The organism is Breznakia blatticola (assembly GCF_004365815.1).
GTDB classification, from domain to species: Bacteria; Bacillota_I; Bacilli_A; order Erysipelotrichales; family Erysipelotrichaceae; genus Breznakia; species Breznakia blatticola.
In genome coordinates this window covers 21,310-37,250 of the sequence record NZ_SODD01000007.1, presented here as the reverse complement: position 1 = coordinate 37,250, position 15,941 = coordinate 21,310, and the positions used below count along the sequence as shown (strand labels likewise).

Sequence of the window (15,941 nt, the reverse complement as noted above, 5' to 3'; positions counted from 1 at the left end):
AAGTGTTTTCATCTGTTATTTCTCCTTGTATACAAATTCAATTTGATACTCTGTATATACTTCATTTTCTTTAATAAAGTTTTTCAACAATGTTTCAGCATTTGTTTTCGCACTTTTGAATAACCCTTTTTCAATTGCACTTTTCTCTGCATTTTCTTTCATTGTTTTTCTTGCTTCACTTGTATCCTCAAGTGTTATTTTCTTAAAAATGCTTTCATCTTCCACATACACTTTCAATGAGTCTTCAACAATTTCAGTACTTAGTATCTTCACTTCAGGCATTTCAATCGTAATCAGTTGCTTATCTTGATCCACCTTTGGTTTAATTTGTTCGAAATTGAAACCAGCTTTGATAATCACATCATAACTATATACATGCGTTGATTTTGTTAGCGGAATTTCAATTCCAAACAATTCTCTAGCATCTTCTGTATGGTTGACTTCTGTTGCGTAGGCTTCTTGTGTAGCAAGTTCACCAATATTATCAAAACTAAGTTTTGTTGTTTTGCTTTCTGTTGTAAACGAAGTTTTCGAACCAATGGTAAATCCAATGATTACTAAAACTACCACGATAAGCACTTTTACTAACATCTTCAAACCAAAGATGCTACGCTTGTGCACTCTATTTGCTTTTTCCATTGTTACCTCCAATACGATCTAACCTTACTTGAATATTATACACATATTATATCTGTTTGTAATTGTTAATTGGATTTCTATAATTTCATAACATAAAGAAAAGGTACCTTGCGGTACCTTTTCTGCTTCATAACATTTGATTTTTGGGATAATATTAACGTTTTGAGAATTGTGGTGCACGACGAGCTGCTTTAAGTCCGTATTTTTTACGTTCTTTCATACGAGGGTCACGTGTTAAGAACCCTTCAGCTTTTAATCCTGCACGGTAGTCAATAGATACTTCTAGTAAAGCACGTGCAATACCATGACGCATTGCTCCAGCTTGTCCAGTGTATCCTCCACCTTTAACATTGATTTTTACATCGAATTGAGAAAGTGTGTCAGTTGTTTCTAATGGTGAACGAACCACCATTCTTAAAGTTTCTAGTGGTAAGTATTCTTCTAATGTTTTACCATTAACAACAATATTACCAGTTCCCGGAGTCAAGAAGACGCGGGCTACAGAACTTTTTCTACGTCCAGTTCCGTTGTAAGATACATTTTTCTTAGTTGCCATCTCTTATTTCCTCCTTAACCTTTAATTTTCATTTCTACTGGTTGTTGTGCAGCATGTGGATGAGTGCTTCCTTTGTACACGAATAAGTGACGACGTTGTACGTCTCCTAAACGAGTGTGAGGTAACATACCGTGAATAGCTTTTTCAACCCATTCAACTGTATATTTAGCTTTCATTTCTTTTGCTGTACGTGTTCTCAATCCTCCTGGATACATTGAGTGTGAATAATATTTTTTATCATTCATCTTGTTTCCAGTCATCACAATTTGATCTGCGTTAATTACGATTACGAAGTCTCCACAGTCAACATTTGGTGTAAATGTTGGTTTGTTTTTTCCACGTAATACTGCTGCTACTTCAGTAGCAAGACGTCCCATAGTCATTCCTGCACCGTCAACTACATACCAAGTACGTGTTACATCAGCAGGCTTCAAAAATGTTGTTTGTCGCATGTTTAATACTTCCTTTCATTGTAGTTTCCGGGGCTACAATGGCTTTCATGCCATGTTTTATTGTAAGACAAAAGGTTGCGCTTTGCAACCTTTTTATTCACAATTTATCAGTGTTTGTCGTTTTTTAGTCATCTTTAGATAATATCAATTTTTCCTTTGTATGCTTCCATGTATTTTTTGTTTGCTTCATCACCACGATCTACGTTTCCACTAACCCAAATTGGTGGATCCATTCCAGCATCCGCTAACTTCACAATACATTCAGCAACAATGCCATTGAGTAAACTCATTCCAACAACAGTACTTGTTGAACCAAAGTGTTCACTAACACGTGGATCACTTAGTGTAGCATCTCCACAGACACCACATAAATCCAACACTGTATCACTAACATCTTTGAGAAGTTTCTTACTGCTATGCCTACTTGTTACATTATTTGCATAGTGTAAACTAGTGACACCGATTACATGCATACCTAACTTCTTTGCTTCAATTGCCATATCTACACCGGCTGCATTTCTACCAGAAACTGAAACGATAACCATCGTATCATGTTTTGTAGTATGCATACTTTCTAATACACCACCCACAAAACCTTCTGTTCGCTCCATTAATTGCGATAAACGTGCTTTTGGGTAGATATTAAACTGTGGAATCTTAATCGCGTTAATTGGAACAAGACCACCTGTTCGAAAACAAAGTTCTTCACCAAACATCTGTGAATGTCCACAACCAAAGACATGAATGATACCATCATTCAAAATCGTATTTGCAAATTGACTTGCACATGCATCAATAATCTCTTCTTGTTGTAACGCCGTTTCTAATTGTGCTTTTACTACATCGACATATTCTCTAATTTTTTCCATATGACCACCTTCAACTTTAGATTAACGTAAAAAGTTGATTGTGTCTATAACTTCCATACCAAGTGTGTCTAAATGTGCCTTTGCTTGGTTATAGTAATATTCATTTTCTAATTGACGATTGTTATGCGCATCACAACCAATAATCGCTTTATTTCCTACTTCAGCAGCAATCTGCCAAAAATCAGGATGTGGATATTGTTGTTGATGTGTAATATGACTTACCTCAGCTCCTGCTAAGTTATACTCTAATGGAATATCCATTTCCTTACATGCTTCGCAAATTTCTCTAGAAATCTTCTTAGTGAATGCATCAAAATGTTTACGCCCTCGCATAAATAAATCAGGGTGTGCTAGATAACTATAGATACCTGTTTTTAATGCCTTGATCGTATCTTGCTTATATAGTTCAAGCATTGCATCATCATCACATACATGTCCATAGTAAGGACCTGTTTCATCATCCCCATGGAAATGATTTCCTAAGATGACATAGTCAATTTCTTCTTTCTTTATAAAATCGATAAACCAGTCCATGAACTTTGGAAAATACTCAACTTCTAATCCAAGTTTGATTGATATTTGATCTTTATACTTTTCTTTAAGTGCTAGAATACTTTGTTTGTATCCTGCAAATTCATCTAGAAACATCCGAACGTTGCTTCCTTTATAGGTACTTGGTGCATAATTCCAAGGGGTGTGATCAGAAAATCCAAGTTCTTGAATTCCTGCTTTGATCGCACTTAAGACAAATGCTTCATCTGAACCACTTGCGTGTTTACAACGTTCGGTATGTGTATGATAGTTATTCTTTGCCATACTCTACCTCCATTAAATATAGCCCTTGCGGCTCTGCTTTATATTTACAAGCATGTTTGCTTTTTGCTTCTAACATTGCTTGCACACTTGCTAAGCTTTCTTTCCCTTTACCAACCATCAGTACCGTTTGTACCATCATGCGTACCATGTATCGCAAAAACGAGTCACCGCGTACGATGAATTGAAATACACTACCTTTTTGCTTCACATCAAAATGATAGATCGTACGTGTACGATCTTTATCTGGATGAATCTTCGTTGATGTAAAACTTGTAAAATCATGCGTACCAATAAATAACTGGCATGCCTTTTGCATCATCTCTACATCTAAAGGATGATAATCTACTCCCATATATGCACGAATAAATGGATCTTTCGCATCTTGACTTAATACATACATATACGTTTTTGCTGTTGCATCAAAGCGTGCATGAAATGTATCCTCTACAATTTCCACATTTTGAATTCGAATACTTTTATCAAGTTGAGCATTTAGTGCTTCTATCATTCTTTCACATGTAATATCTAATATTGAATCAAAGTGAAATACTTGTCCTTTTGCATGTACTCTTGCATCCGTTCTTCCACTTCCAACAATGGACACTTTATAACCATGCATAGTTTCTAGAACCTTTTCAATGGCTTCTTCGATACTATCTCCACGGTTCTGTGTTTGCCAACCAATATATGGACTTCCATCATAAGCTACAGTTACTTTATACCTCATAAAAGAATTGCAACTCCAATAAGTGCACCAACTACAGCTGCAGAAAATAGCATACTGAAGATATCAAAACCACGTAATTTCAATACTTTATAGCGTGTTCGTTTATTCTCAGGAGAATATCCTCTTGCTTCCATTGCATAAGCTAAATCTTCTGCTCTTTGAAAAGCAGAGATAAATAGTGGAACAATAAGTGAAAGAATACTGCGAATTTTCTCCATCAATTTTCCTTCTTCGAAATCCACTCCACGACTTGCTTGTGCTTTCATAATACGTTGTGTTTCCTCAATCAGTGTTGGAATAAAACGCAATGCAATTGAAATCATCATCGCAATAATATGACTTGGTAAACCAATCTTTTGGAATGGGGATAGTAAGTCTTCAATTCCTAAAGTTAGATCCAATGGTTTTGTAGTTGCTGTCAGTAGTGTTGTAATACTAATCATTAATAATAAACGAATAACAATATATAAAGTTTGAAATATCGCTTCATCATAAATACTGAACCATCCTAAATCAATTAGCATTGTTCCACGTTTAATTACCAACATGTTAATCACAAACAAAAAGATCATCATAAACATCATTGGTTTCATCGCTTTAAAAATATATGGTAATCCAATTTTTGAAGCCAATACAACAATAAGTACAATGGCAATCAATACTGCATAACCGACATAGCCTGCTGGAATAAATATTGCAATTAGCAAACATAGCATACAAATGATCTTCGCTCGAGGATCCATATTGTGGATTTTAGAATCCAAAGGAAGATATCGTCCAAGTACCATATTACTCATGATCAAATTCTCCTTTTAAGCTTTGTACAAGTGTAGGTAAATCAAATGCATCTTCATCAAAGGCAAATCCACGAGCCTCTAGTTGTCGTTTGAATTCCACAATGTGTGGAGGTTGTACATCCAGTGAATCAATCGTTGAATCTTTGAAAAAATTCTTCACGTCACTTACAAGTTCCACTTCACCTTTTTTTAATAAAATAACTTCATCACAGTAATTTAGTACGTGTTCCATATCATGTGTAACCATAATAATCGTTTTCCCAAAATCTGTATTTAACTTCTTGAATAAATCCATCATTTCTTTGGCACCCTGAGGGTCAAGACCTGCAGTAGGTTCATCCAAAACCAAAACATCTGGATCAAATGCGAGAATTCCAGCAATTGCTACACGGCGTTTTTGCCCACCTGATAAATCAAATGGAGAACGTTCTAAATAACTTGCATCTAAACCTACAAGTTCTAATACATAACGTGCTCTTTCTTTTGCCTCTTTTTCCTCAATCCCAAAGTTTTTAGGACCAAATGCAACATCTGTCTCAATCGTTTCCTCAAACAATTGATATTCAGGAAATTGAAATACCAACCCGACTTGACGACGTAATTGTTTTAGATCTTTAATTTTCTCTCCTGCTTTGATTACGAAGTCATTTACACGAACTTCTCCATCTGTTGGCAAAAGTAAAGCATTTAAATGTTGCACCAATGTACTTTTTCCACTTCCCGTCTCACCAATAATCGCAGTAAAACTTCCATCTGCAATTTCTAAATTAATATTTTTTAATGCTGCTGAAGGAAATGGTGTTTTTTCATTATATATATGACTTAGATTTTTGAATGTAATTGACATAACTGTTCCACCACTCCTTCAATGCTAACTTGGGTATCCATTTCAATCCCAATTTCTTTTAGTTCTTTTTGCACTTTATAGACAAAAGGAATATCAAGTTCTAAAGCAACTAACTCATCTTCATGCTGTAAGATTTCTGCAGGTGTTCCACTCATCTTCACATGTCCATGTTCAAGAACGATGACTTTATCACTACGTAATACTTCTTCCATATCGTGTGTAATCGAAATGACAGTTAGATTTTCTTCTTCATGTAATTTATTAATTAGTTCATGAATTTCTTTTTTTCCACGTGGATCAAGCATACTTGCTGCTTCATCAAGAATAATCACTTTTAAATCCATGGCTAGTACACCAGCAATTGCAACTCTTTGTTTTTGCCCACCGGATAAACTTGTAGGTTCACGATCTAGAAAATCATACATACCAACAACCTTTGAAAACTTGTCGATAATTGCTTGCATGTTTTCTTGTGGTACTTGTTTATTTTCTAAACCAAAGGCAATATCATCAGCTACTGTTGAACCGATAAATTGATTGTCTGGATTTTGAAAGACCACACCAATCAACGAACGAATGGCATATAAGTTTTCTTCATTAAGTTCCATTCCGTCAATTTCAATGGAACCGCTCGATTTCTCGAGTAAACCAATGAGTAATTTTGCAATGGTACTCTTCCCACTTCCATTGTGACCGATAATTGATGTATAACTTCCTGCTTCCACTGTAAAGTTTACACCTTTGATTGTTTCTTCATGTTCATCGTAATTGAAATGTAAATCTTCTACTTTAATCATGCCATCATTCCTTTCTCAAAATTAAACTAATTATACTACTTTTCCTGTCATGACACAATGTATATTCACTTGTCAAAACGGTCAAAAAAAAGCAGTGAAATTTCACTACTTCTTACAAATCCATCCTTCGTATACACCATCATGTGCTTTTGCTAAGTTTGCAAGATAGAACACTTTTGCACTGATGTCATCATGGTCCATTTTTGAAATGTGTAGAACTAATAATTCGTTCTCTTTTTCTCCACCTGTAATCACATATCCTTCAGAGATTACGATGTTCTTGAACTCTTCTAAATCAATTGGTTTTGCAAATTGCACCATATGTTGAATTGGATATTCGTCTGTTGGTTGCAAGTCGGCAATTGTTGCAAACATCTCATCGTTCTTTTTTGTCAGTTCAATTAGATCTGCTTCTGTTAAATGTGGGTAAGCATTTGAAACAAAACCTGTTTCTTCTTTGTCAGTAACTACAGGTTCAAATCCTTGCTCTTCAACTGAACGTAAGATTTTTTCTTTGCTATCATCTAATTCTTTAATTTTCTTTTCATCGTCTTTTGATAATTTATATACAGCTACAGCAGCTGCTGCCGTTAGTGCTGCAAGTAATCCTAATGTTTTCTTCATAGTTATCCTCCATAAATAGATATGTACATTATAGCACAGAGTGTTTCCATCTGTCTTTCATCAAAATACAAGTTTTTTACTTACTGCAATTCCATCACCAATATCATAGAAAGTTGTTTCAAAATCTTTACGTTCAAGTAAGTAATCACGAAATTTTAAGATCTTACGCACCAACTGTCTTGTGTTACGATTTTTAATATGTTCTATATCGTGTACCATTCCATGGAATTCCAAGTTATCACTAATCATGACTCCATTTACTTTTACATTACTTTCATAACGTTCAAAGAACTTTATGTATTGTGCTTTCGCGGCATCAATAAAGATCAAATCATAGCTTTGATTCGTTTCAAAGAAAAGTGCATCTTCATGAAATAAGTGGATACGATTTTCTAAGTTACATGCTTTAATATTTGCTTGCGCAACTTGATAGCGTACATCATCACGTTCAACTGTATCAACTGTGACATCTGGATCACTTATTGCCATTTGGATAGCAGAGTAACCAATTGCACTTCCTAATTCTAGTATGCGTTTTACCTTATGCTCTTTAATGTATGTTTGTAGAAACTCAATTCCTTCTTTTTGCATAATTGGAACTTGATGTAAAGAAGCATACGATTCCATTTCAAGTAACTTAAATTTCACGTTTTGTTCCATAGGTCCACATCCTTAATAGTTCCTCATAGGATACGACTTGTCCTTCATATCCATGTAAGACATGATCGCTTGCTACTTTATCGTACTCTTTTGTAAGTGGTAGAACTGTATAATCATAACGTTCATCCAAAATATTGTTTTGGTTACCATGGAAATCGATAACTAGTGGTTTTACATCTTCATTTTCAACTGATATATCACCCGTTTTTCCATCTTTTACAATATCAAAGGTTGCATAACTTCCGACAATGTTTTTCGTATCAAGCATACCACCTAAAAAATTTCCCAGGGAATAAATCACATATGTTTTATGTCCATCTTTTCCATCTACCCACGTGTCTGGTTGTACAACATGTGGATGCGTTCCAATGACGACATCAACACCTGCATCTGCAAATACTTGTGCATAGTGTTGTTGCATATCATTTAGTTCAAATGCGTTTTCATCTCCCCAGTGTGCAGAGACAATCACAACATCACTAACTTCTTTAGCTTTTGCGACATCACTTGTAATACGTTCATCACCAAAGTAATTTACTTCGTATGCATTTTCAGGAATAATTCCATTGGTTCCATACGTGTATGCTAGAAATGAGAAGGTAATACCTTTTTGTTTAAATGTCGCTATTTCATTTTTACGTTCTTCGCTATCATTGATTCCTGCAACTGTGAGATTTTTTTCGAAATCAAAGGTTTGCAAGGCGTTGATAATTCCTTGGCTTGAACGGTCCAAACTATGATTACTTGCTAAGTTCACTAAATCAAATCCAGTAGTAGCTAAATCTGATGCTACTTCTTTTGGTGAGTTAAAATTTGGATATCCTGAAATTACCAGTTCTTCACCACCAACGATAGTCTCTTGATTGATGAAAGCAACATCTGCTCCTTGAATTTGCTTTTCAAAATTTTTATAAAATGGACGATAATCATAATTACGTCCTGATGTTTCCCCGTAGGTTTTTGCTTCTGCATTAATGGTATCATGAAGTAAATTATCACCAACTGCAAAGAAGGAAACAGTTGTGTCTTTTACTTCTTCTTTTTTTGTTGTATCTTCTTTTGCAGGAGAACTACATGCAACTAAAAACAAACATAGTAATGCAATCTTAAGTTTTTTCATTATCGTGCCTCCAATGCATGATACTCATCTAGCGTTAATCCATCGGCATATAATTCCTTCGCTAGTTTTTTACCAACATAGCGGAAATGCCAACTTTCTGCACCATATCCTGTAAGATCTACTTTATCTTCTGGATAACGCAGTATAAAGCCATAATCCTTCATCGTTTCGACAATCCATTCATAATCTTCAAACGTATCAAGTTCATTGAAAGGAAATTCACTAACACTAATATCAATAGCTAATCCACCATTATGTTCACTATGACCGGGTCTAGCATAATATGTATCTGCATATTCTTGACCTTTTTCATTCAACCAATAATTATATAAATTCTTTTGGTAGTCATAACTGCGATATGATGCGATAGAAACAATATCATACCCTTTCTTTTCCTTTGCATAACTAGCAAAAGCTTCATAATCAGCTGCTGCTTCTTTGCGAAGTTGTTGCTTATCCATTGTCGAACAAGAGTAATCGACTCCTTGTTGGCAAACCGATGTAATATCAACTAAGTCACTTGGAATATATCCTTCAGCTAAACCATAATGTTTGCTGATTAGTACATCCAAGCTTTCATCATCGATGATTTGGATATTCTCATAAGCTTCTTCATCCATATCTAAATTAACAGCCAAAACAATATCTTTCATCGTTTTCTCAGTATTTGCATCTGTATATGCTTTATAACGTGTAATACGTTCTTCATCTAAATTATCTAGTTTTAATAATGCAGTAATTTCTTTATCACTAAATCCTGCAACAATTAAATCATTGACATGATCTGTACTTTTTATATTTAATGCACAATACGATTTTATATAGTCTTTATTGAAATCATCATGCAACATTTTTTGGACGGTTCTTTGGTTTTTACAATCATCTTCAACATAGTCTAGTACACCATATTCTTTTAATGTATTTTTTTCTTCATTTGATAAGATGGCTTCGCAACCAACATCTTTACAACCAACTAACATGAAGATTGCACATAATGTAAGTATCTTTTTCATTGTATTCCCTCGTTTTTCTATTTCGATTATACCAAATTCAACGCTTTCACTCAATGAAAGCAAAAAGTCTTGCATTCAAGACTTTTTGTTTTTACTCTTTGGGTAGTAATATATGCAGCAATCGTTGTTTTCGCTCATAAAATGGTGTGACTTCACGTGTGATTTTTTCACCAAAACGACTTGCTAACGCAATCAGTTCTACATGATCTCCATTTTCATACGTTAATGGATACAGAAAGTCACTTACTTGTTGGGCTACATCATCAAAAGTATCACTATCAATGATCAGTAAATAACTGGCTTGCTTATCACAATATAGCTCATGTAAATAAGCAGCACGAACTTGTGGCATCTTGCTAAATAAACGTACCAATTCTTCTTTTATATAGTGGTTTGGATCTTTGATCTCACGTATTTCTAAGTTAGTAATATCACTACACTGTACATGATGATAAATATGCAAGATATCTTCTAAACACAGTGAATAATTTACGGATTCTTTATCCAAGACAACACCTTTTACTTCTTTTTGGCCATGAAGCAAACTTTCATAATCTTGTAAGCGTACTTTCATATAGCCAAGCTGTAATTCACTTGTAAACTTCAACAGTTCCTCTTTGCTACTGAAAATTGGATAGTATAAATCATTTGATGCATCTAAAACCATCATAAAATCAGTGGCTAATTCCAATACATTTGCATTATGATTTTTTGAAGTATGTTGATTTGGATGTACTGGGGCATACAATTGTGCATCTTTTAAACATGCATAAAGTTCTACTTCACTTGCTTTACAAGGATGATTTTGTAGGTTTTCAAGTGCTATACGTAAAGCACTAGCATCTTTTGTGCTTTTTCTTTCCATGATTTCTTCCTTCATCTCTTTCTATACTCATTGTAGTAGAACCCATCATCTTTTACAACATCAACATTTTTAAAACATTGTTAATTTAAAATTAAGATTTCTTTTAGTTACAATTCTTCACATTTCGTGTTATTATACATATGTAAGAACCCAGGGAGCCTCTCATTGAAGCTAACTCGCCTGGGGCTTTTTAATATTTTGGGGGCACAATGGAATGTAAGAATGGAAAGCCAGCACTAACAATAACTGAACAAATTGACTTACTACTTGATAGAGGATTAAAATTTAGAGATGAGAATAGTGCATACTATACTTTGAGTCACATTAACTATTATAGATTGAGTGGGTACTTTAACAGTTTCTACGAAAATGATCAAGAATTTAAAAGTGATATATTCTTCGAGGATATCTATGATTGCTATCAATTTGATATGTATTTACGCAGGAGTACACTTATGCTTCTTGAAAGTGTCGAAGTAAGTCTTAAGGCAATAATCACTGACTATCTATGTAACCAAATTGGACCTCTATCCTATAAAAGTAATGATATTTATTATCGTAGTTCAAATGTTTCATATCTTGAGGAGTGCATGCAGACATACAAATCGAAACATGCAGACAGTAAAATCATTCAAACACATGAATATAAATATAGTGGAGAATATCCTTTATGGGCACTAATGGAATTTCTTTCTTTTGGAGATGTTGCATCTCTTTTGGAGGGTCTAAAATTTGAACATATTGATGAAATAAGTAATGGCTATTTTAGATTCCCAAACAAAAGAATTGCTCGATCTTTTTTAGTTAGTTGGTATCGAAGTTTATGTATGTTTCGTAATAAATGTAGCCATTATGAACGACTATTCCAAGTTGAACACAAACAAAGACCACCTAAATTGTTACATTCTGATGAATTCGAAAAGGTTTATGGTCCTTGTACATCGAATGAGACGTATTTTTATTTACTTTCTGTGACTGTAATGCTTTGCCCGGATTCTTCAATAGTACAACGATTCAATTTGGAACTCACTCAATTAATGACAAGATTTCCAAACATTGATGTTGTAAAAAATTATTGCTTTAAAGATAATTGGCAACGAATATTACTCGATTTAACAGGATTCTATTTACAATATTATATCGATAATTAACGAAAGACATTACTCCGGTGTCTTTCGTTTTTTTATAAACAAAAAAAGAGAACCGAAGTTCTCCATCAATTATTTTACTAATTGTACAATTGCCATTGTAGCGTTGTCACCACGACGGTTTCTTGTTTTTACAACTCTTGTATATCCCCCGTTACGGTCTTGGTACATAGGTCCAATCTCAGAGAATAATTTTTGTAGAGCTGTTTGTCCAGTAGTTTCATCAGCTACAACATCACGTACATAAGCTGCCGCTTGACGACGTGCATGTAAGTCACCTCTTTTAGCAAGAGTGATTAATTTTTCAACCACAGAACTAACTTCTTTTGCTTTCATTTCTGTAGTTTCAACACTTTCAGAAATAATTACTGAAGTTGCAAGGTTTCTAAGCATTGCTTTACGGTGATCTGCTTTACGTCCTAGTTTACGATTTCTCATAATACCTCATACTCCTTCTATTCGTAAGATTTGAAGCTAAGCCCCAAATCATAAATCTTGTCTTTTACTTCTTTTAATGATTTTTTACCTAAGTTACGAACTCTCATCATTTCGTCTTCTGTTTTTTGTGTAAGTTCTTCAACAGTTTGAATACCTGCACGTTTTAAACAGTTATATGAACGAACAGAAAGATCTAGGTCTTCGATCATCATAACAAGGCCTTTGTTTACAACTTCACCTTGTACATCTTTCATCACTGAATCCATTTCATTTACAACTTCGTGAACATTTGTTAGAAGTTCTAAGTGGTCGATTAAGATTTTAGATCCTAAAGCGATAGATTCTTGTGGTGTAATAGAACCATCTGTCCAGATTTCTAATTCTACTTTATCGTAGTTTGCATTTTGACCAACGCGTGTTGGTTCAACATTGTAAGCTACTTTTTGAATTGGTGTAAAAATAGCATCTGTATAGATTGTTCCTAATGCTTGACCAGCACCTGCATATAATGCTTTGTTTTGATCAGCACTAACGTAACCTCTTCCACTTTTCGCTTGAAGTTCCATTTCAAATGTATGACCTTGTTCAACTGTACAGATGTATAGGTCTTCATTTAACACTTCAACTCCATCAGGAAGTTCGATATCTGAAGCGTGAACTTCACCGTATCCCTTTTTAGAAATACGTAATGTGTGAATTTCATCATCATCAATTTTCAATACTACATTTTTTAGGTTTAAGATAATCGAAGTAACATCTTCTTTTACCCCAGGAATTGATGTAAATTCATGGAATACGCCATCAACCTTAATAGAGAAAATAGCTCCTCCAGGTAGGGAAGATAGTAATACACGGCGAAGTGCATTTCCAATCGTTGTACCGAACCCTCTTTCAAGTGGTTCAATCACAAATTTTCCATAATTCTCAGAATCAATAAATTCTTTTACTTCAAAATTCGCACGTTCAAAATTTTGCATTCCTATTACCTCCTCTTTACGTTACGTTAATGATCTTATCCACGTGGTCTTTTTGGTGGACGACAACCATTGTGAGGAATAGGTGTTACATCGTTAATCATTGTAATTTCTAAACCTGCCACTTGTAGTGCTCTAACTGCTGCTTCACGTCCAGGACCAGGTCCTTTAACGTTAACTGAAACAGTTTTCATTCCATGTTCCATAGCCGCTTTACCAGCCGCTTCTCCTGCCATTTGTGCAGCATATGGAGTTGATTTACGAGAACCTTTAAATCCTAAAGCTCCTGCACTAGACCAAGAAACTGCGTTTCCACCTTCATCAGAGATGGTAACGATTGTGTTGTTAAAAGTTGAGTGAATGTGTGCACAACCTTTAGCAATATTCTTTTTAATACGACGTTTACGAGTCGTTTGTTTACCTTTTGCCATTTAGTGTCTACCTCCTTCTGCTTATTTCTTTTTACCAGCTACTGTTTTAACTGGACCTTTACGTGTACGAGCATTTGTTTTCGTACGTTGTCCACGAACTGGTAGACCTCTACGGTGACGGATTCCACGGTATGATGCAATTTCCATTAAACGTTTAATGTTTAATTGCGTTTCACGACGTAAATCACCTTCTACTTTAATTGCGTCAACTTCAGAACGAATTTTGTTAAGTTGATCTTCAGTTAAATCTTTTACACGGATGTTTTCGTCAACACCAGCTGCAGCTAAAACTTTAGATGCTGTTGTACGACCAATACCGTATACGTAAGTTAATGAAACAACTACACGCTTATCGCGTGGAATATCTACTCCTGCAATACGAGCCATATTTTACTTTACCTCTCTTTTATCCTTGTCTTTGTTTGTGCTTAGGATTTTCGCAAATCACCATAACACGACCTTTTCTTTTAATTACACGACATTTGTCGCAAATTGGTTTTACTGATGGTCTTACTTTCATATAATGTAGCCTCCTATCCGTTTACTTATGACGGAATGTAATACGCCCACGTGTTAAATCATATGGTGAAATTTCTACTGTTACACGATCACCTGGTAAAATGCGAATGTAGTGCATACGGATTTTACCAGAAACGTGAGCCATGATCTCGTGCCCATTTTCTAATTTCACTTTAAACATTGCGTTTGGAAGTGTATCAACTACAATTCCATCGATTTCAATAACGTCTTGCTTACCCATTAGTCCTCCTCTGATTGTAATTTAGTAAGTATTTCACAACTGTCTTCACCAATCACTACAGTATGTTCGAAATGTGCGGTCAAGGACCCATCGCGACTAACGACTGTCCAATCATCACTTAAAGTTTTGGTTTGTGGTTTACCAGCTTGAACCATTGGTTCAATTGCTAAACACATTCCAGCACGAAGTCGAATACCACTACCTGCTTTACCAAAATTTGGTACGCTTGGATCTTCATGCACATCACTTCCAATACCATGTCCTGTATAGTCCTTTGGTACAGAATATCCGTGCTCTACTACGTACTCTTCAATCGCATGTGAAATGTCACCTAAACGATACTGTGCGTTTGCTTTCTCTAGACCTTTATATAACGATTCTTCCGTTACGTCAAGTAATCTTTGTGCTTCTTCACTGATTTGACCAACTGGATAACTCCAAGCAGAGTCACCATGGTAACCTTTGTAACAAGCACCGATATCAACAGACACAATGTCGCCTTCTTTTAATACTGTATGTTTATTAGGAATTCCATGAACAAGCACTTCATTCACTGAAATACAACAAGCATTAGGAAACCCATACAATCCTTTGAAGGATGGGGTTGCTCCTTGGTCAAGTATAACCTTTTCACAAGCTCTGTCAAGTTCTAAAGTATTCAAACCTGGTCGAATGACTTCTTTGGCACGTTTGTGAGCCAGTGCAACAATATGACCAGCTTTACGCATTAAATCAATCTCTCTAGGAGACTTCGTAGTAATCATACTACTTGCCTCCTAAAGCTGATTCGATTTCTTTCCAAACATCATCCGTGCTTTGGTCAGCATTGATGATAACAACTTTATCCTTGTAGTAATCAAGAATTGGTTGTGCGTTGTTTTCGTATTCTGCTAAACGAACTTCCAAAGATTCGATTGTATCGTCTTTACGTTGGTAAAGTTCACTACCATCGATATCACAAATGCCTTCAACTTTTGGTGGATGGTAATCTACATGGTAGATGTGTCCACAAGTTTTACATAAGCGACGCCCTGTAATTCGTTTTGCTAATTTCTCAAATGGAATGTCGAGTGTGATCACTTTATCAATTTCCAAATCGCTTCCTTTCACAAGTTCATCGAACGCTTTTGCTTGCGCTAAGGTTCTTGGGTATCCATCAAGTAGATAACCGTTTGCTAAATCTTGTGTTTCTAAGAAACTTTTTACCATTGGGTTGGTAACTTCATCAGGAACAAGTTTCCCTGCATCCATATATTTCTTAGCTTCAAGTCCTAATGGAGTTCCATTTCCTACTTCACTACGGAAGATATCTCCCGTTGAAATATGTGTAACTTCATAGTTCTCAACGATTTTTTTGGACATTGTACCTTTACCGGCACCAGGTCCTCCCATGATAAGAATGTTCATA

At 35.2% G+C, this 15,941-nt stretch carries 23 protein-coding genes; 1 reads left to right on the top strand and 22 read right to left on the bottom strand.

Annotated features, from left to right (window positions below):
- Positions 1 to 15: 15 nt before the first annotated feature.
- From EDD63_RS03410 to EDD63_RS03345, 14 genes are all read right to left on the bottom strand, one after another.
- A complete protein-coding gene (locus tag EDD63_RS03410; protein WP_134168496.1) occupies positions 16 to 639 on the bottom strand; it encodes a DUF4230 domain-containing protein in 624 nt (207 codons plus the stop codon).
- Positions 640 to 793: 154 nt separating this feature from the next.
- The gene (rpsI, locus tag EDD63_RS03405; protein ID WP_067425920.1) at positions 794 to 1,195 is read right to left on the bottom strand and encodes a 30S ribosomal protein S9; all 402 of its coding nucleotides are present in this window, start codon (positions 1,193 to 1,195) and stop codon (positions 794 to 796) included.
- A 14-nt stretch (positions 1,196 to 1,209) separates the two neighbouring features.
- Positions 1,210 to 1,647, bottom strand: a complete 438-nt coding sequence (gene rplM, locus EDD63_RS03400) for a 50S ribosomal protein L13 (protein ID WP_067425918.1) — start codon at positions 1,645 to 1,647, stop codon at positions 1,210 to 1,212.
- Between the two features lie 134 nt (positions 1,648 to 1,781).
- Complete coding sequence (locus EDD63_RS03395; RefSeq protein ID WP_134168494.1) at positions 1,782 to 2,516, bottom strand: sugar isomerase domain-containing protein; 735 nt, start codon at positions 2,514 to 2,516, stop codon at positions 1,782 to 1,784.
- A 21-nt stretch (positions 2,517 to 2,537) separates the two neighbouring features.
- Positions 2,538 to 3,332 (bottom strand): histidinol-phosphatase, encoded by a 795-nt coding sequence (locus EDD63_RS03390; protein WP_134168492.1) that lies wholly within the window; start codon positions 3,330 to 3,332, stop codon positions 2,538 to 2,540.
- A complete protein-coding gene (gene truA / locus EDD63_RS03385; protein WP_134168490.1) occupies positions 3,319 to 4,059 on the bottom strand; it encodes a tRNA pseudouridine(38-40) synthase TruA in 741 nt (246 codons plus the stop codon). The genes EDD63_RS03390 and truA overlap by 14 nt, the downstream gene beginning before the upstream one ends.
- Positions 4,056 to 4,856, bottom strand: a complete 801-nt coding sequence (locus EDD63_RS03380; protein WP_134168487.1) for an energy-coupling factor transporter transmembrane component T family protein — start codon at positions 4,854 to 4,856, stop codon at positions 4,056 to 4,058. The genes truA and EDD63_RS03380 overlap by 4 nt, the downstream gene beginning before the upstream one ends.
- Positions 4,849 to 5,703, bottom strand: coding sequence for an energy-coupling factor transporter ATPase (locus EDD63_RS03375; RefSeq protein ID WP_134168485.1), 855 nt, complete (start codon positions 5,701 to 5,703; stop codon positions 4,849 to 4,851). The genes EDD63_RS03380 and EDD63_RS03375 overlap by 8 nt, the downstream gene beginning before the upstream one ends.
- Positions 5,679 to 6,500: an energy-coupling factor transporter ATPase gene (locus EDD63_RS03370; RefSeq protein WP_134168483.1), complete on the bottom strand. Its 822-nt coding sequence runs from the start codon at positions 6,498 to 6,500 to the stop codon at positions 5,679 to 5,681. Before EDD63_RS03370 ends, EDD63_RS03375 begins: the two co-directional genes overlap by 25 nt.
- A gap of 105 nt (positions 6,501 to 6,605) precedes the next feature.
- Positions 6,606 to 7,124, bottom strand: a complete 519-nt coding sequence (locus tag EDD63_RS03365) for a ribonuclease E inhibitor RraB (RefSeq protein WP_134168481.1) — start codon at positions 7,122 to 7,124, stop codon at positions 6,606 to 6,608.
- Positions 7,125 to 7,184: 60 nt separating this feature from the next.
- A complete protein-coding gene (locus EDD63_RS03360; RefSeq protein WP_134168479.1) occupies positions 7,185 to 7,784 on the bottom strand; it encodes an O-methyltransferase in 600 nt (199 codons plus the stop codon).
- A complete protein-coding gene (locus EDD63_RS03355; RefSeq protein WP_134168477.1) occupies positions 7,762 to 8,904 on the bottom strand; it encodes a CapA family protein in 1,143 nt (380 codons plus the stop codon). The genes EDD63_RS03360 and EDD63_RS03355 overlap by 23 nt, the downstream gene beginning before the upstream one ends.
- Positions 8,904 to 9,917, bottom strand: coding sequence for a M15 family metallopeptidase (locus tag EDD63_RS03350; protein WP_166667529.1), 1,014 nt, complete (start codon positions 9,915 to 9,917; stop codon positions 8,904 to 8,906). The genes EDD63_RS03355 and EDD63_RS03350 overlap by 1 nt, the downstream gene beginning before the upstream one ends.
- A gap of 91 nt (positions 9,918 to 10,008) precedes the next feature.
- Positions 10,009 to 10,782 (bottom strand): enhanced serine sensitivity protein SseB C-terminal domain-containing protein, encoded by a 774-nt coding sequence (locus tag EDD63_RS03345; RefSeq protein WP_166667528.1) that lies wholly within the window; start codon positions 10,780 to 10,782, stop codon positions 10,009 to 10,011.
- 209 nt (positions 10,783 to 10,991) lie between these two features.
- On the opposite strand from EDD63_RS03345, the gene EDD63_RS03340 reads away from it, so the two are divergent.
- Entirely contained in the window at positions 10,992 to 11,933 is a 942-nt protein-coding gene (locus EDD63_RS03340; RefSeq protein ID WP_134168470.1) for an Abi family protein, read from the top strand.
- 69 nt (positions 11,934 to 12,002) lie between these two features.
- On the opposite strand, the gene rplQ is transcribed toward EDD63_RS03340, so the two are convergent.
- From rplQ to EDD63_RS03300, 8 genes are read right to left on the bottom strand one after another with little or no spacing between them, the layout of a single operon-like run.
- Positions 12,003 to 12,368, bottom strand: a complete 366-nt coding sequence (gene rplQ, locus EDD63_RS03335; protein ID WP_134168468.1) for a 50S ribosomal protein L17 — start codon at positions 12,366 to 12,368, stop codon at positions 12,003 to 12,005.
- A gap of 17 nt (positions 12,369 to 12,385) precedes the next feature.
- Positions 12,386 to 13,345 (bottom strand): DNA-directed RNA polymerase subunit alpha, encoded by a 960-nt coding sequence (locus EDD63_RS03330; protein ID WP_134168466.1) that lies wholly within the window; start codon positions 13,343 to 13,345, stop codon positions 12,386 to 12,388.
- Between the two features lie 35 nt (positions 13,346 to 13,380).
- Positions 13,381 to 13,773: a 30S ribosomal protein S11 gene (rpsK, locus tag EDD63_RS03325; RefSeq protein WP_134168463.1), complete on the bottom strand. Its 393-nt coding sequence runs from the start codon at positions 13,771 to 13,773 to the stop codon at positions 13,381 to 13,383.
- Positions 13,774 to 13,794: 21 nt separating this feature from the next.
- Complete coding sequence (gene rpsM / locus EDD63_RS03320; RefSeq protein WP_067425872.1) at positions 13,795 to 14,160, bottom strand: 30S ribosomal protein S13; 366 nt, start codon at positions 14,158 to 14,160, stop codon at positions 13,795 to 13,797.
- Between the two features lie 19 nt (positions 14,161 to 14,179).
- Entirely contained in the window at positions 14,180 to 14,293 is a 114-nt protein-coding gene (gene rpmJ / locus EDD63_RS03315; protein WP_006505646.1) for a 50S ribosomal protein L36, read from the bottom strand.
- A gap of 21 nt (positions 14,294 to 14,314) precedes the next feature.
- Positions 14,315 to 14,533, bottom strand: coding sequence for a translation initiation factor IF-1 (infA, locus tag EDD63_RS03310; protein WP_067425869.1), 219 nt, complete (start codon positions 14,531 to 14,533; stop codon positions 14,315 to 14,317).
- Positions 14,533 to 15,297, bottom strand: a complete 765-nt coding sequence (gene map, locus EDD63_RS03305; protein WP_134168461.1) for a type I methionyl aminopeptidase — start codon at positions 15,295 to 15,297, stop codon at positions 14,533 to 14,535. The genes infA and map overlap by 1 nt, the downstream gene beginning before the upstream one ends.
- Before the next feature lies 1 nt (position 15,298).
- A complete protein-coding gene (locus EDD63_RS03300) occupies positions 15,299 to 15,940 on the bottom strand; it encodes an adenylate kinase (RefSeq protein WP_134168459.1) in 642 nt (213 codons plus the stop codon).
- Position 15,941 lies beyond the last annotated feature (1 nt).

Bases quoted from the DNA above. Each gene is read 5' to 3' on its own strand.
- EDD63_RS03410 (WP_134168496.1), bottom strand. From the start codon at position 639: ATGGAAAAAGCAAATAGAGTGCACAAGCGTAGCATCTTTGGTTTGAAG.
- rpsI (WP_067425920.1), bottom strand. From the start codon at position 1,195: ATGGCAACTAAGAAAAATGTATCTTACAACGGAACTGGACGTAGAAAA.
- rplM (WP_067425918.1), bottom strand. From the start codon at position 1,647: ATGCGACAAACAACATTTTTGAAGCCTGCTGATGTAACACGTACTTGG.
- EDD63_RS03395 (WP_134168494.1), bottom strand. From the start codon at position 2,516: ATGGAAAAAATTAGAGAATATGTCGATGTAGTAAAAGCACAATTAGAA.
- EDD63_RS03390 (WP_134168492.1), bottom strand. From the start codon at position 3,332: ATGGCAAAGAATAACTATCATACACATACCGAACGTTGTAAACACGCA.
- truA (WP_134168490.1), bottom strand. From the start codon at position 4,059: ATGAGGTATAAAGTAACTGTAGCTTATGATGGAAGTCCATATATTGGT.
- EDD63_RS03380 (WP_134168487.1), bottom strand. From the start codon at position 4,856: ATGAGTAATATGGTACTTGGACGATATCTTCCTTTGGATTCTAAAATC.
- EDD63_RS03375 (WP_134168485.1), bottom strand. From the start codon at position 5,703: ATGTCAATTACATTCAAAAATCTAAGTCATATATATAATGAAAAAACA.
- EDD63_RS03370 (WP_134168483.1), bottom strand. From the start codon at position 6,500: ATGATTAAAGTAGAAGATTTACATTTCAATTACGATGAACATGAAGAA.
- EDD63_RS03365 (WP_134168481.1), bottom strand. From the start codon at position 7,124: ATGAAGAAAACATTAGGATTACTTGCAGCACTAACGGCAGCAGCTGCT.
- EDD63_RS03360 (WP_134168479.1), bottom strand. From the start codon at position 7,784: ATGGAACAAAACGTGAAATTTAAGTTACTTGAAATGGAATCGTATGCT.
- EDD63_RS03355 (WP_134168477.1), bottom strand. From the start codon at position 8,904: ATGAAAAAACTTAAGATTGCATTACTATGTTTGTTTTTAGTTGCATGT.
- EDD63_RS03350 (WP_166667529.1), bottom strand. From the start codon at position 9,917: ATGAAAAAGATACTTACATTATGTGCAATCTTCATGTTAGTTGGTTGT.
- EDD63_RS03345 (WP_166667528.1), bottom strand. From the start codon at position 10,782: ATGGAAAGAAAAAGCACAAAAGATGCTAGTGCTTTACGTATAGCACTT.
- EDD63_RS03340 (WP_134168470.1), top strand. From the start codon at position 10,992: ATGGAATGTAAGAATGGAAAGCCAGCACTAACAATAACTGAACAAATT.
- rplQ (WP_134168468.1), bottom strand. From the start codon at position 12,368: ATGAGAAATCGTAAACTAGGACGTAAAGCAGATCACCGTAAAGCAATG.
- EDD63_RS03330 (WP_134168466.1), bottom strand. From the start codon at position 13,345: ATGCAAAATTTTGAACGTGCGAATTTTGAAGTAAAAGAATTTATTGAT.
- rpsK (WP_134168463.1), bottom strand. From the start codon at position 13,773: ATGGCAAAAGGTAAACAAACGACTCGTAAACGTCGTATTAAAAAGAAT.
- rpsM (WP_067425872.1), bottom strand. From the start codon at position 14,160: ATGGCTCGTATTGCAGGAGTAGATATTCCACGCGATAAGCGTGTAGTT.
- rpmJ (WP_006505646.1), bottom strand. From the start codon at position 14,293: ATGAAAGTAAGACCATCAGTAAAACCAATTTGCGACAAATGTCGTGTA.
- infA (WP_067425869.1), bottom strand. From the start codon at position 14,533: ATGGGTAAGCAAGACGTTATTGAAATCGATGGAATTGTAGTTGATACA.
- map (WP_134168461.1), bottom strand. From the start codon at position 15,297: ATGATTACTACGAAGTCTCCTAGAGAGATTGATTTAATGCGTAAAGCT.
- EDD63_RS03300 (WP_134168459.1), bottom strand. From the start codon at position 15,940: ATGAACATTCTTATCATGGGAGGACCTGGTGCCGGTAAAGGTACAATG.